The sequence below is a fragment of the Paenarthrobacter sp. GQ52 genome, assembly GCF_059759005.1.
Window position 1 is genome coordinate 261476 of sequence record NZ_JCAXEJ010000002.1, and the last position, 14231, is coordinate 275706.

At 60.8% G+C, this 14231-nt stretch carries 15 protein-coding genes and 1 pseudogene; 11 read left to right on the forward strand and 5 right to left on the reverse strand.

Annotated elements, in window-relative coordinates; genetic code table 11:
- Positions 1-94 precede the first annotated feature (94 nt).
- Both AC6CH8_RS04735 and AC6CH8_RS04740 read left to right on the forward strand, forming a co-directional pair.
- The gene (locus AC6CH8_RS04735; RefSeq protein ID WP_498189012.1) at positions 95-1480 is read left to right on the forward strand and encodes an MBL fold metallo-hydrolase RNA specificity domain-containing protein; all 1386 of its coding nucleotides are present in this window, start codon (positions 95-97) and stop codon (positions 1478-1480) included.
- 99 nt (positions 1481-1579) lie between these two features.
- On the forward strand, positions 1580-2443 hold the full coding sequence (locus AC6CH8_RS04740) for a universal stress protein (protein ID WP_498189014.1): 864 nt from the start codon (positions 1580-1582) through the stop codon (positions 2441-2443).
- A gap of 83 nt (positions 2444-2526) precedes the next feature.
- On the opposite strand, the gene AC6CH8_RS04745 is transcribed toward AC6CH8_RS04740, so the two are convergent.
- Positions 2527-2970 carry a pyridoxamine 5'-phosphate oxidase family protein gene (locus tag AC6CH8_RS04745; RefSeq protein WP_498189016.1) on the reverse strand — a complete coding sequence of 148 codons (444 nt, stop codon included), beginning with the start codon at positions 2968-2970 and terminating at the stop codon, positions 2527-2529.
- A 1-nt stretch (position 2971) separates the two neighbouring features.
- On the reverse strand, positions 2972-3418 hold the full coding sequence (locus AC6CH8_RS04750) for a universal stress protein (RefSeq protein WP_498189018.1): 447 nt from the start codon (positions 3416-3418) through the stop codon (positions 2972-2974).
- Positions 3419-3583: 165 nt separating this feature from the next.
- Between AC6CH8_RS04750 and AC6CH8_RS04755 the strand changes: the two genes are divergently transcribed.
- On the forward strand, positions 3584-4585 hold the full coding sequence (locus AC6CH8_RS04755; protein WP_498189255.1) for a zinc-dependent alcohol dehydrogenase family protein: 1002 nt from the start codon (positions 3584-3586) through the stop codon (positions 4583-4585).
- Positions 4586-4820: 235 nt separating this feature from the next.
- Here AC6CH8_RS04755 and AC6CH8_RS04760 read toward each other — a convergent pair whose 3' ends face one another.
- The 3 genes and pseudogenes from AC6CH8_RS04760 to ppsA all read right to left on the reverse strand — a co-directional run bounded on the left by AC6CH8_RS04760 (position 4821) and on the right by ppsA (position 8860).
- Positions 4821-5078, reverse strand: coding sequence for a YegP family protein (locus AC6CH8_RS04760; RefSeq protein WP_498189020.1), 258 nt, complete (start codon positions 5076-5078; stop codon positions 4821-4823).
- 184 nt (positions 5079-5262) lie between these two features.
- Positions 5263-6444 (reverse strand): HAD family hydrolase, encoded by a 1182-nt coding sequence (locus AC6CH8_RS04765; RefSeq protein WP_498189022.1) that lies wholly within the window; start codon positions 6442-6444, stop codon positions 5263-5265.
- 4 nt (positions 6445-6448) lie between these two features.
- Positions 6449-8860, reverse strand: a pseudogene (ppsA, locus tag AC6CH8_RS04770) (phosphoenolpyruvate synthase).
- Positions 8861-8986: 126 nt separating this feature from the next.
- Here ppsA and AC6CH8_RS04775 point away from each other — a divergent pair.
- From AC6CH8_RS04775 to AC6CH8_RS04810, 8 genes are all read left to right on the forward strand, one after another.
- Positions 8987-9370 carry a DUF3040 domain-containing protein gene (locus AC6CH8_RS04775; protein ID WP_498189024.1) on the forward strand — a complete coding sequence of 128 codons (384 nt, stop codon included), beginning with the start codon at positions 8987-8989 and terminating at the stop codon, positions 9368-9370.
- Positions 9315-9782: a flavodoxin family protein gene (locus AC6CH8_RS04780; RefSeq protein ID WP_498189026.1), complete on the forward strand. Its 468-nt coding sequence runs from the start codon at positions 9315-9317 to the stop codon at positions 9780-9782. Before AC6CH8_RS04775 ends, AC6CH8_RS04780 begins: the two co-directional genes overlap by 56 nt.
- A complete protein-coding gene (locus AC6CH8_RS04785) occupies positions 9782-10228 on the forward strand; it encodes a universal stress protein (protein WP_498189028.1) in 447 nt (148 codons plus the stop codon). The genes AC6CH8_RS04780 and AC6CH8_RS04785 overlap by 1 nt, the downstream gene beginning before the upstream one ends.
- Before the next feature lies 1 nt (position 10229).
- On the forward strand, positions 10230-10667 hold the full coding sequence (locus AC6CH8_RS04790) for a hypothetical protein (RefSeq protein ID WP_498189030.1): 438 nt from the start codon (positions 10230-10232) through the stop codon (positions 10665-10667).
- A 2-nt stretch (positions 10668-10669) separates the two neighbouring features.
- A complete protein-coding gene (locus AC6CH8_RS04795) occupies positions 10670-12115 on the forward strand; it encodes a DUF4389 domain-containing protein (protein WP_498189032.1) in 1446 nt (481 codons plus the stop codon).
- A 177-nt stretch (positions 12116-12292) separates the two neighbouring features.
- A complete protein-coding gene (locus AC6CH8_RS04800; RefSeq protein ID WP_498189034.1) occupies positions 12293-12805 on the forward strand; it encodes a hypothetical protein in 513 nt (170 codons plus the stop codon).
- On the forward strand, positions 12780-13250 hold the full coding sequence (locus AC6CH8_RS04805) for a pyridoxamine 5'-phosphate oxidase family protein (RefSeq protein WP_091466972.1): 471 nt from the start codon (positions 12780-12782) through the stop codon (positions 13248-13250). The genes AC6CH8_RS04800 and AC6CH8_RS04805 overlap by 26 nt, the downstream gene beginning before the upstream one ends.
- Before the next feature lie 24 nt (positions 13251-13274).
- A complete protein-coding gene (locus AC6CH8_RS04810) occupies positions 13275-14231 on the forward strand; it encodes an ABC transporter ATP-binding protein (RefSeq protein ID WP_498189036.1) in 957 nt (318 codons plus the stop codon).

The following is a 14231-nucleotide window of genomic DNA, read 5'->3' on the forward strand; positions in this document are numbered from 1 at the left end:
GCGCCAACGGCCTCATTGCGGTGAGCAGCCCTCAACGGCCCGGCCTCGGTTCACCCCGTGGAGCCGTACCCTGCCTTAAAGATGGAGCATCGTCATGGCCACCAAAAACCCCGCAACGCTGCGCTTTCTTGGCGCCACGGACACCGTTACTGGCTCCCGCTACCTTGTGGACTTCAACGGAACACGAATCCTGGTCGACTGCGGGCTGTTCCAAGGCTACAAACGCCTCCGCTTACGGAACAGGCAGCCTTTTCCTGTCTCCCCTGCATCCATTGACGCTGTCCTGCTGACGCATGCCCACTTGGACCACACAGGGTACGTTCCCAGGCTCGTGAGGGATGGTTTCAGAGGTCCCGTCCATGCCACACACGGGACCACCGAACTGTGCAAACTCCTGCTGCCAGACAGCGGACACCTGCAGGAAGAAGAGGCCAGGTACGCCGACCAACGTGGATCGTCCATCCACACTCCTGCCTTGCCCCTGTATACGGCGGCAGATGCAGTGAAGTCGCTCAATAGTTTCCGCCCTGTTGAGTTCGACGCGGCCCTGGACCTCGGAGGCGGTGTGGAGGCTACGTTCGTACCGGCCGGCCACATCCTGGGAGCGGCGCAGCTACAGATCCGCATGGGCGGAAACTCCATTCATTTCACCGGCGACCTGGGCCGCGACGACGACCCCTTGATGTACCCACCCCGGGAGCTGGAGTCCGTCGACGTGCTTATCACGGAATCCACCTACGGCAACAGGACGCATCCCTCCGGAAGCCCCGAAGCCGAACTCGGCGAGGTGATTTCCAAGGTGGCCAAGCGCAGCGGCGTCATTCTCATCGCGGCGTTCGCCGTCGGCCGGGCGGAGACACTCATGCTGCAGCTGGCGCGCCTTCGCCGAAAAGGCCTCATTCCGGATATTCCCGTCTATCTCAATAGCCCCATGGCAATTGATGCCTCTTACATGTACCAGCAGCACCCGGACGAACATCGCCTGCGCCCGGAAGAATTCAAGGACATGTACCACGTGGCCACCATGACCCGATCGGCAGACGATTCAAAGCTGCTCAACCTCAGGGGTGGGCCCATGATCATCATCTCCGCCAGTGGAATGTTAACGGGTGGACGGATACTGCATCACATCGAGGCGTACGGCAATGACCCAAACAACGCGATTGTCCTCAGCGGATACCAGGCCGCCGGCACCAGGGGCGCAGCGCTGGCTGCTGGTTCACGTGAACTGAGGATCTATGGACAAGACATCAAGATCAGGGCCGAGGTGGTCCAGCTGGAAGGTTTCAGCGCACATGCCGATTCTGACGCCATCATCCGGTGGATGCATTCAGCCCCAGATGCACCACGAATGACGTACATCACCCATGGAGAGCCGGATGCATCTGAGGCGCTTCGCCTCCGCATCAAGCACGAATTGGGTTGGAAGGCTCGCGTCCCGGAATACCAAGAGACCGTCTCCATCGCCACACCGGAATAAGGACTTCCGGCCCTAACCGGCCCTATGAACCCGGTACAAACTGGCAACAAGGCCCCGGCCGACGTCCGGGGAACCCATCAACGAAGAACGGGCCCAGCCATGAATGAAGCAATTGTCGTCGGTGTCAACGATTCACCCAGCAGCGAGGCCGCCATGGGGTGGGCCATGCATCGAGCAGCCACCTTGAAGCTGCCGGTACAGCTTGTCCATGCTGTGGATGACCGCTGGGCGTACGATTCTGTGGGGTACAACGAGTGGATCCGGGAATCCGGCATCAATTTTCTTGCTGCTGCGAAGGACCGGGCCGCCAAGATGGAACCCACCGTCAATGTCACCACCGACCTCGTCTCGGGCGGAGCCGGCTACGCGTTGGGCAAGAGGTCCAAAAAGGCCGCCATGGTGGTCATTGGTTCCGGCCATGGCTGGGCTGGCGGTTCCCTGACCGATCGCGCTTTGCAGGTCGCCGCCGTTGCGCGTTGTCCGGTAGCAGTTGTCGGTGAGCACGACATGACAAACCGCAAAGGGATTGTGGTGGGCGTAGATGGTTCTGAAGAGTCCACACAGGCCGTCGCGTTTGCCGCGGCGGAGGCCGACCGCCAGGGCCAGGAGCTGACTGTTCTCCACGCCTTCCTAACGCCGGAACCGTGGGTTACGCGTGGTGTACCCCGCACCAACTACTTCGAGGTCATCACGGAAGAGGAGCGCGTGGTCTTGGCCGAGACTGTCGCCGGATTGGCGGACAAGTACCCTGATTTGGTGGTGCACCAGGTCCTCGACACCCACACGCGGCCCGCCGAAGCATTGCTCGCGGCAGGGGCCACTGCACAATTGCTGGTGGTAGGCAGCCGCGGACGGGGCAGTTTCAAACGCCTCTTATTGGGCTCGACAGCGCATGCGGTTCTCACCAAATTGCCATGTCCCACGATTATCGCGAGGATCAGCCCGGTCAAGCACTCCGACTGAAAGCAAACAGTTACACTCCCTGCTGGGTACGAAAGTGCGGGCTCGCCGGTTCCCGGGGCAAGCCCGCACTTTTCGGATGCCGGCTAGGCGAGATATACGTGCTTGCCTGTAGTGATGGTGGGTTGGATACAGACGAAGAGGCCTCTGTCCCCACCGGCCCACGGCTCTGCCGTCATATGGCCCCAAAGGCGCGTGAGTAACTCCCGGTCAACGACATGGGACGAGGATCCGCTGACCAACACCGACCATCCTTCGCTTCGATCAGCCCTGGCATCGTCGATCTGGAAGGATGTCTGCATTCGGGCTACCGACCCACCAATCAACCCTTCGAGCGAGGTGCGGAAGTAGATGGCGTGATCGTGAACCAGGTAGTTGACAGGCAAGATCATGACCCTGCCGTGGTGGACGAATCCTACCCGCCCCGTGTCGTGCGAATTCAGCCTCTCCCAGCACTGCACCTCACTGAGGTCTTCGCTGACGTGACGGGCACCATCGATTCGTGCTGGTTCTTGGCTGGGCACACTCATTTCAGGCTTCCTTTTCGGAGGTGTGCACCACAAGAACCGGGCAATGTGCGTGGGCGACGCAAGCCGAGCTGACCGATCCCATCAGCAGACCGCCGAATCCGCCATGGCCACGCCTGCCCACGACTACCAGCTCTGCTCCGCGGCTGGCTTTGATCAGTCCTTGCCGGGGATGGCCTTGTTCCAGACGGGAACTGACGTTATCCGGCACGTCAATGCCGAATGCCTTTTCGACTGACTCCTTCAGGACTTGCCCGGCAGCCTCCTCAAACCCAGTGATCCCCATGGCCACATAGCCCTCATAGACCGGAGGGAAATCCCAATACGCAATGGCCTCAACGGTTGCCCCCAAGGCGACTGCTAAACGTTGGGCTTCGCGGAGCGCCTCGATGGACGGTTCTGAACCGTCCACCCCTACAACAATCTTCCCCGGTGATTCTTCCTTGCTCATCTTGTCCTCCTGGCGCTTGTGACTTTCCTTCCTGTCAGAATGCCGTGAACAAACAGCATCGAACAGGGCCGAAGGTCACAGTGCCCGGACACCCCAGTCCCAGCAGGATCTTTGACTCTTGTTGCCGGATAACATCTGCATCACGCTCATTGCATGGCAAACACGATGAAGGCGTGGTGGGTGGGAAGACCAGGAAACACGTCAACTCACCCGCTGGAGCAAGGAACCAAGAGCGTACCGACACCTGACGAGGGCGAAATACTCGTTCGAGTCAACGTGTGTGGGGTCTGCCGCACAGACCTACATCTGGCTGAAGGTGACCTTCCTCCGCGGCATTCCCAGATTGTTCCAGGTCATGAAGCTGTGGGAATCGTAGTGGAATCAGGCCCCGGTACCGGCAGGTTTGAAGCCGGCGACAGGGTGGGCGTCGCATGGCTCGGTGGCACATGCGGGGTTTGCCGCTATTGCCAGCGCGGCGCCGAGAACCTGTGCAGCAAACCGGTTTTCACGGGCTGGGACCGCGACGGCGGCTTCGCGGAAATGATGACAGTCCGGGAGGACTTTGCCTACGCCATTTCTCCCCAATTCAGCGATGAGGAGGCAGCGCCGCTCCTTTGCTCGGGAATCATTGGCTACCGTGCCCTGAAACGAGCTGCCCTTCCCCCCGGCGGCCGCCTGGGCATCTACGGGTTCGGAGGCTCTGCCCACCTGACCGCGCAAATCGCAATCCATTCAGGCGCGTCGGTCTTCGTCATGACACGATCCGAGGAGGCGCAGGTTTTGGCCCGCAGCCTGGGGGCAGAATATGCCGGCGGTGCATTCGACGCTCCTCCCGTGAAGCTGGACTCAGCCATTCTCTTCGCACCGATCGGTGACCTGGTACCTGTCGCTATGAGGGCGTTGGACAGAGGCGGAACTCTGGCGGTGGCTGGCATCCACCTTTCCGACATCCCCGCGATTAACTATGCCGACGAGCTCTTCTACGAGAAACAAGTCCGCAGCGTCACCGCCAACACGAGGGCCGACGGAACGGAATTGCTTGCCCTCGCAGCGGACATGCCTTTGATTCCCACCACCACGGCATACGCCTTCGCAGCCGCTGACAAGGCATTGGACGACCTCGCGAATGACAGAATCACTGGAGCTGCCGTGCTGAGGATTCCATGAAGGGTCAGCGTGACCGTGGTTGGACTTCACGCCTTCTTTTTCTTGGTGAACCGTTTCTCGAGTTTCGCCTCCGCGTCCTCACGTCGTTTGCCCAGCCGGAACAACTGCTGAACCAACGGATTCTGTGGGATTGTCGGACGCTTTCCGTGACCCTGCTTACTCGTCTCTGATACGGCCGCGTCGGATGAGCGCTGAGACTCAACTGGTTCCGGCTTCTCAGGAATGCGTTCTATCTTCATTCGGCAGCCCTGCGCATCTGCCCCTTCGCAGGAGCCCGGCTGCCTGCGGGTCTCGTGTCGGCTGGCGTCATGGGCGAACAATGGTCCTGGACCAAGCCCATGCCTACACACTCTCTGACATGGGAGATGCCCTGCACCGCGGAGTCCTTGTCTACGTAGGAGCAGGAGACTGCGAGTTCCCTTCCCTCGGAGTCCACCAGCCGGAACCTGACGTTGGCCTGACCGTCCGTAAAAAGCTCAAAGATCCCATTCATGAGGCCGCCCCTTCTGCACTTGCCGATCACGGCATCATCGGTCCCCCTATGCCTTCCATCAGCATGCCCGCAGACAGAGTTAAGCCGTAAGGGCCGGAAGTCCCGCCTCTTCTGGATCCCCGGCCCCGTTGCAGGACCTTGGACGCTGGAAGGCATGCCCCATTACGGCGGGCCAAACTCCACGCTATCCGAACAAGGCTTCCGCTTCCTTGTAGCGTGCCTCCGGAACGGTCTTGAGATCCCCCAAAGCCGATGCGAGGGGCACATCGGTGATGTCGGTGCCTTTCAGGGAGACCATGGTCCCCCGTCTCCCTGCATAAGCGAGACCAACCGCAGCCATACCCAGGCGGGTGGCAAGGACCCTGTCGAAAGCCGCGGGTGCGAAAGCCTCTGCGACCACCACCAAAGGGGCCCTGCCACGTTCATGGGCCGACCTTACCCATGCGGCTATTTGCTGCAGGGAAACCCTGTGCTCGGGTATCAAGATCGCGTGGGCGCCCGAGGCCATCCCACCCATGTATCCGTTGCCCAGCGTAGTGAGGGCTTCACGGTGCCCCTCGTGTTCCGGCGCTGTCCCTTCGTAGGTGAGCTGCCAGGGATTACTCATGACCAGGCCCAGGTCCAGCTCGCCCACATCGTTGAGGACCACGTGCGCACCAGCTGCTTCGAGTTGTCGGCGGGTCCCCTGTCGGTCGATACCCACCACAAGCCCGAATTCACCGCGTCGGGCGGATGTCACCCCCGCCACCGAGTCTTCAATGACCACGGCGCGACCCGGCGAGACCCCCAGGCGCCTGGCCGCCTCCAGGAATACATCCGGTTCAGGTTTGCCCGGGAGCCCCAATTTTGAGGCGACGGTACCGTCCACGACGGCGGCGAAGGCTTCCGTCATTCCCGCTGCGGCAAGTACAGGTGTGGCATTGCGGCTCGAAGTAACCACTCCCGCCGGAACCCCGGCCGCCTGCAAGCTGTCCAGCAGTTCCAGCGTTCCGGGGTAAGCCTGGACGCCGTCCTTCTTAAGGCGGGCCAGGTAAGCCTTGTTCTTCAGCGCCCCAAGCCCGTAGGCGGTCCAATCACCGGTTGCATCAGTTGGTGCGCCGAGGTCAACCTCGACGCCCCGGGACGCCAGCAGGTTCATAAGCCCGACTTCGCGGGGTTTGCCGTCCACCAAGGACAAATAGTCATTTGAAGTAAACGGCTGTACTGGTTTGAGCTTGGGAAACCTGGGATCGCCCATAATCGCCTCGTACGCGTCGCGCCACGCCAACTGATGCACCATGGCTGTCCGGGTGACTACGCCATCCAGATCGAAGATGACCGCGTCATACGGGGGTCTCACCGCAGCCGCCGTGGGTGATCCCTTCATGGCTTTACACTGGGTCCGGCCGTTTGAGGTGCTTTTCTGCAGCAGCTATCAAGGGGACCGTCCGGATGAAGGTATCGGGATTCAGTGAAATCGAGTCTATGCCTTCTCGAACAAGGAATTCCGCAAAGTCCGGATGGTTACTTGGACCTTGACCACAAATCCCTATCCGGATTCCTGCTGCATGTGCCTTCCCGATGACCTCCGAGATCATGGTGGTCACGGCTTCATCGCGTTCATCGAAGAGCCCCGCCAATTGCTCGGAATCACGGTCTACGCCGAGCACCAATTGGGTCAAATCATTGGAGCCGATGGAGAACCCATCAAAGCGGCGGGCGAATTGCTCCGCCAGCACCACGTTGGAAGGGATCTCACACATCATGTAGATGCGCAGCCCGTGCTCTCCACGCACAAGTCCGTTCTCCTACATCGCATTGAGCACCTTGTCCGCTTCGTCCACTGTGCGGCAAAAAGGAACCATGACAATGACGTTTGAGAACCCGATGACTTCACGCGCGCGTTTCACAGCCCGGCATTCCAACGCGAAGGCTTCACGGTAGTGCTTGTTGTAGTAGCGGGAGGCCCCTCGGAATCCCAGCATGGGGTTTTCTTCGGGGTGTTCGAAGAAGCTGCCTCCGATGAGATGTCCATACTCGTTGCTCTTGAAATCGCTGAGCCGGACAACCACTGGTTTCGGATGGAAAGGAGCAGCAATCTTGGCTATGCCTGTGGCAAGGACACTGACGAAATACTCCTCGGGGCTGGCGTAGTCCCTGGTTAGTTGTTCAATAACAGCGGATTCGGCGTCATCCATCACCAACTCGGGATGGACAAGGGACATCGGATGAACACGGATCAAGTTGTTGATAATGAATTCCATCCTCGCGAGGCCGACTCCGGCCGCAGGAAGACACCACCAGGTGAAAGCTGCGGCCGGGCTGGCGATGTTGACCATGATGTCCGTGCGTGTTTTGGCAAGGCTCCCGGTGTCCACCTCTTCTACGTCGAAGTCCATTTTCCCGTCATAGACGTGTCCCTCTTCTCCTTCGGCGCACGAGAGCGTGACAACTTCCCTCCCTGCCAGCGCTTCAGTTGCGTCGCCAGTACCCACCACAGCGGGAACGCCTAGCTCACGGCTCACAATCGCCGCGTGACTGGTTGGTCCCCCGTGGTCAGTCACGATCCCAGCTGCCCGCTTCATCACGGGAACCCAGTCAGGGTCCGTCATCCGGGTTACCAAAATGGCCCCATCCACAAACGCCTCGATGTCCTTGGCATCGCGGATGATGCAAACGGGGCCTACAGCAATGGAGTTCCCGACCGCGGCGCCGGATGCAAGGAGACGGCCATCCTGTCCCAGATGGTACATGCGGAAGAGCGTCCCGCTTTTTTGGGCCTGGACTGTTTCCGGTCGCGCCTGGACCATGAACAGCTCGCCTGTGACGCCATCTTTGGCCCATTCCATGTCCATGGGACGTCCGTAGTGGTCTTCCACGGACACGGCCCACCGCGCGAGCTTGATGATGTCGAGGTCCGGGAGAACAGTGGCCCGTCGTTCTTTGTCGGTGGTTTCCACCATCCCCGTGGAGACGGTCCCTCCCAGGCGGTAAATCATCTTCCGCTCTTTGGATCCCACGGATCTCTCGATCACAGGCACCAGAGCGGGGTTATCCAGTAGCGGTTTGAACACTTGGTACTTGTCCGGGTTTATGGTTCCCTGGACAACGGTCTCGCCCAATCCCCAGGCCGCGCTGATGACGACGCTCTGTGAAAAGCCCGACTCCGTATCGATGGAGAACATCACCCCTGAAGCTCCGATGTCCGATCTAACCATGCGCTGGACGCCTATGGACAGTGCCACCTCCAGGTGCCCAAACCCTTTGATCTCCCGGTAGCTAATGGCGCGATCGGTGAACAGCGAGGCAAAACAGCGTCGGCAGGCATCCAAGAGTGCGCTCTCACCTGAGATACTCAGGAATGTTTCCTGTTGCCCGGCAAAGCTGGCATCCGGCAGGTCCTCTGCCGTTGCGCTGCTGCGGACAGCTACCGCCACCTGCTCCTGCCCGACCCGGTCACCCAGACGCCGATAGTTCTGCCTCATGCTCTCGACAAGCCCGGCCGGAAATTCCCCAGCCAACATCGAATCGCGGATGGCATGCCCCGTCTCGCGAAGAGACAACCTGCCTGACCTAAGCTCGCTAATGGAATGACTGATGACCGCTTCGAGTTCGTTGGCAGCCAAGAACTTCCTGTACGCGCCGGATGTCGTAGCGAAGCCGTCGGGGACCTTCACCCCTGCTGAGCGCAACGATGTGGTGAGTTCACCCAGTGACGCATTCTTACCGCCCACTTCGGGAACATCCCCCATTCCGATGTCCTCAAACCATTTGACATGTGACTCTTCGCTGGCTGGCTGCATGCCTTGATTCTGGCCGGCGCGGGACAGCCGGGGCAGAGTCTTTGGTCCTGAACCTTGGAGTGACTTTCGGCCCTGTTTCCTAATTCCGGCACCACACATGCTGGGAGGGAAGGCAGGAGGCACACCATGGCACTTTCAGAGTTCGAACGGCTCGAACTGGACAACATTTCGCAGGGTCTTCTGGAGGAGGACCCCAGGCTGGCAGCACTCATGAGCCTGGAAGACCTTGATCGACGCCGCTGGAAGGGCATTAGGCGAGGCGGCCTTGCTGCGCTCGGCGGGCTCGGACTGCTGCTGGTGAGTTTCCCACTAGGCAGTCTGGCACTGGGTGTGGTGGGTTTCCTCGTGATGGGTGGGGGAACGTACTGGGCAACCCTTTTCATGGGTGACCGCCCGTTTCGCTGGAGGCCGCGCGCGCCCGGACAGACGCCCACGAGAAGAATAAGGAACAGTCATGAAAGCACTCGTCGTTTACGATTCCGGCTTTGGCAACACCAAGTCGATCGCTGAGGCCATTGCAGCGGGCCTCAAATCACTCAACGCGAAAGTGTTGCCCGTCGGACAGCTCCGACCCGAAGATGTCTCCTCAGGCGACCTTTTGGTGGTGGGAAGCCCCATCAATGGTTGGCGTCCCACCCAGAAGACGATGGAGGCTCTGGCCCGGCTTGGTAGCCGTGGGCTTTCCGGAGTGGTTGCTGCCGGCTTTGATACGAGGGTCAAGTTGTTCATCCACGGTGATGCGGCCAAAAAGATCTCAAAAACCCTGAAAGACGCCGGAGCCAGCATAGTTGTCAAGCCCATGGCTTTCTACGTCAAGGGAACTGAGGGGCCCTTGCTTGACGGAGAGACGTCCCGCGCAACTGCGTGGGGTGAAGAGCTCTTGGTCATTGCCAAAAAACATGGAACCCGGAGGAGCGCGTAATGGCAAGCTGGCTTGACCCGAGCAAGATCATTGTTGGCGTCGACGGATCCCAAGCATCGGTGGAGGCGCTGCGCCAAGGGCAGCGCATTGCCCTGGCCCTCAACGCACCGCTTGAAGCGTGGGGGTGCTGGGAGATGCCGCTGGGATACGAGGGATATCTGGCCATGGGCATAGACGGCTTTGCCCATGATGCCGAGGAACGACTCGATAAGGCAGTGGTGGAGGCTTTCGGTACTGAGAAGCCCAGGAACGTCAGTTCCCGCCTTGTTCAACGGTCTCCCCGAGCAGGGCTTGTTGAAGGCAGCAAACATGCGTCACTTCTGGTGGTAGGCCGGCGCGGTCACGGTGGTTTTGGTGGACTTCTCCTTGGCTCGGTCAGTTCGGCCTGCGTTGCGCACGCGCACTGCCCCGTCCTGGTGGTCCACTCCCCAGAGAAGGGTCCTTGAGATGACCACAGGCCAGATGTCCGTCCCAGCAGCTCCAGAGCGAGCGGCGCCCGGCGCGCCTGCTGTGATTGAAGCGGTAGGGCTGACCAAGACCCTATTGACCTTCGGGACCGCATCTTCCGCGCAGTCGAGGGGCGCGGCGTTCCTGCTCCTGCTCTACGGGATTCTGGCGCTGTCCTACACCATGCTGTTCTCGGTTTTGATCCCGGCACCGGCCGGGGCAGCCGGCACAGGGTTGGGGATCTACGCGCTGCTGGCCGTGGGTGCGGCCTGGGATCCGCTTGCGAGCTTTGGGCCGCCAGGTGTGCCCGGCATCGCGGCCGCGATTGCCGCCGGTCAGGAACACGTCTCGCCTGCTTGGCCTGCAGTGAGCAGCCTTGCGGTCGCCGCCGCTGCCCTCGGCGTTGCCTCGCTGATCTTCAACCGGAAAGAACTCTAGCCATGAAAAAGCCCGGTAAAATCGTCCTTCTTGTTGTCGGCATAGTTCTCTCTTTGCTCGGCTTCACAATGGCATCGGCAGGTGCGGCAGCGGCATGGCTCGCCTCTTCCCAAGACGACGGAGCCTTCTTCACCTCCCCAACTGAGCGCTACACGGTTTCGTCCCGCGCATTGGTCTCCCCCCAACTCGATGCCGTGGGCGAGGGCACCCCCGAGAGGCTTCCCTTCGACGTCGGAACCCTCAGGCTCCGTGCCACTGCGACGGATCCCGGCCGGGAAGTCTTCATCGGCATCGCCCCCCAAAGCGAGGTGGACGCGTACCTTGCAGGGGTACACCACACCGAATTGCGTGAAGTGAAATTCCAGCCCTTCCGGCCTGTTTACAGGGACGTTCCCGGATCTTCCGCACCCGCAACGCCCGGTTCCCGGCAATTTTGGGCAGCATCAGCCTCCGGGCCGGGCGAGCAAGAGCTTACCTGGAACATAGCCCCCGGTAATTGGACGGTGGTGGTGATGAACGCCGACGCCAGCGGCGGGGTCTCCACAGATCTGCAAGCCGGTTTCCGTTCCGACCTCATCAAACCCGCAGCAATGGGCCTGTTGTTCACCGGCATCCTGGCCATCCTTATCGGCGTGCCGCTGTTGGTGTTGGGCGCCGTAGGTCTGGGCCGTGGCGGCGGATCGCCGGGGCAGCCCCCTTCGACATCTACGGCAGCGCAGGGCTCCGCACCGGCGAGCGCCATGAACTCACCGCTTCATTTCACCGGCCAGCTGGACCCCGCACTGTCGCCATGGATGTGGCTGGTGAAATGGTTCCTCACCATCCCCCATTTCTTCGTGCTGTTTTTCCTCTGGTTCGCATTCGCCGTCACCAGCATCATTGCCTGGTTCGCCATCCTCTTCACCGGCCGCTACCCGCTGTCCCTCTTCCATTTCAATGTCGGCGTCCTCCGATGGAACTGGCGCGTGGCCTTCTATGCTTACGCCGCAGGCGGGACCGATCACTATCCTCCATTCAGCCTCTCCCGGACGGACTACCCGGCGAACGTGGAGGTGGATTATCCGACCCGCCTCTCCCGGGGCCTGGTTCTTGTAAAGTCCTGGTTGCTGCTCATACCGCACCTGCTGATCGTGGGGGCGTTCACAGGAACGGCGACGTGGGCCTGGAGAACCGAGGACGGACCCGCCGGCGTGGTTAACGATCGCGGCGGAGGACTGTCCTTGCTGGGTCTGTTGGTCCTCATAGCCTTGGTCATGCTGTTGTTCACAGGCAGCTACCCGCGGCCCCTGTTCGGCTTCATCATGGGCATCAACCGATGGGTTTACCGTGTGCTCATCTACGGAGCCCTCCTGCGCGACGAGTACCCGCCCTTCCGCCTGGATCAGGGTGCCTTCGATCCCGAGCCACTCCAGCCCCCGAACGCTGACGGGACGGCCGGCCTGCCGTGAATGACGGCCGCGCATCCGGAGTAGCACCGGCGTCGCGAAGAAACGTACGACGGCGAGTGGTCGCCGTCGTGGTTTGGCACCGGGCACTTGGCTGGGAACTTTGGGCGTCCGCGTGATTGCCTCCGTGGCGGTAGCCGCGGACAAACGTTTTCGGCGCATCATCATTTAGGAGGAACGATGACTCGAGTGATACTTCTGATCGTTCAAGGGCTGGTTGCCATCACATCGATGGCCGGCGGCCTGGTCATGGTCTGGGGGTCATGGCCGGGAGTGGACAAGAGCGCTCTACCGCCCGGGCTTCAGCTGCCCGAGGAATACCTGGAAGGGTCACCGTTCAGCAGCTACTTGGTTCCGGGGCTCCTGCTGGCGGTTGTCGTCGGAGGATTGCATACGGGGGCCTTCGTCCTGCTTCTTCGGCGAAGTGCCCTGGCTTCCTTGGCGGCTGCTGCTGCAGGCTATTCCATCCTGGTGTGGATATTCGTCCAAATGGCACTGATTCCGTTCAGTGCGCTGCAGGCGGCCTACTTTGGAGCGGGTTTGGCGGAAGTAGGTTTGCTCCTGCTGTTGCTTGGTGTCGCCTCCCCGGAGCCGGCGGGAGACGTTCCGGGATCACTCGGGCCTTTGGGCCCTGTTGGGGACCGGAAAGCGGCCGTAGGATCTCCGCATGAGCGACAAAAACATAGTGCCTGAGGCAGAAGTACTTGAATCGGACGATTGTTGGAGGCTCCTTGGCGAGGCCAACGTCGGGCGGCTTTCTGTGATCGTCGACGGCCACCCTGACATCTTTCCCGTGAACTTCGCGGTGGATAACAACACTGTGGTTTTCAGGACCGGACCGGGAACCAAACAGTGGGCCATGGAGGATGACGCCGTGGTAGCCATCGAGGCAGACTCCGTCAGTGCCGAATTCGGGATTGCATGGAGCGTGGTCCTGAAAGGCACAGTTGAGGACGCAGGGACCGAAGGCCCTCGACTTGATGAGATCAGGCGCGCCCTTTTCCCGTGGCAGGGAGTGGGTCAGGACCACCTCTTCAGGATTGTTCCGGCCTCGGTGACCGGGAGACGATTCGACCTTTCAGCGCCGATGTCGCTTCGGACTCCACTCAACGACGCAACACGGGCCGGCCTGGAATAGTCCGGTGCGCCCTTGAAGAATCAGGTGGCACCTCCTCGCACCGGAACAGTCCTGTCAGCAGTCCGGCTCGTCAAGAGATTCGGTGACCTGACCGCCGTCGACGACGTCTCCTTCGCCATCCGCCCCGGTGAGACCTACGGCCTCCTGGGCCCGAACGGAGCCGGAAAGACCACCATCATCAACATGGTCGCCGGTCTGATCCCCGCCGATTCCGGAACAGTGGACGTGGTCGGCATCCGGATGGACCCGGCAGGCACTGCTGCAAAACGTCATCTGGGGTTGGTACCCCAAGAACTCGCCATTTATCCGGATCTGACGGCCCGGGAGAACCTGGACTTCTTTGGCCGGCTCCAGGGTCTGGGCCGGAAAGAGTTGTCCTCCAGGGTGAATACAGTTTTGGATCTCCTTGGACTGACTGAGCGGGCCGGTGAACAAACCAAAAAGTACTCCGGTGGCATGAAGCGTCGTTTGAATATTGGTGTCGGTTTGCTGCACCGCCCCGGGTTGCTGATCCTCGATGAACCGACCGTGGGGGTTGATCCTCAGTCCCGGAACTCGATTCTTGAGGCGGTGGGAAACCTCTCGACGGAGGGCACCGCTGTCCTTTACACGACGCACTACATGGAAGAGGCCGAGCGCCTCTGCGACCGAATTGCCATACTTGACCAAGGCCAGGTCCAGGCCGAAGGAACCAGGGACGAGCTCATCACGCTAACCGGCGGAGTGGACCGGATCAGCCTCATGGGGACCGGTCGGACCACGGCAGCCGCTGAAGCACTTGGGTCACTCGACGGCGTTCATCGCGTCACTGATTCAGGGGGATCCGAGTTGATCCTCACCGTCACGGACGGTGCAGCTCTCCTCGCAGGCATCGTTACCACCGCAGCCCGATCAGGAATGACGCTGGCATCGGTATCCGTGACACGTCCGGACCTCGAATCGGTTTTCCTGCATTTGACCGGCAAAGCGCTCAGGGACTGA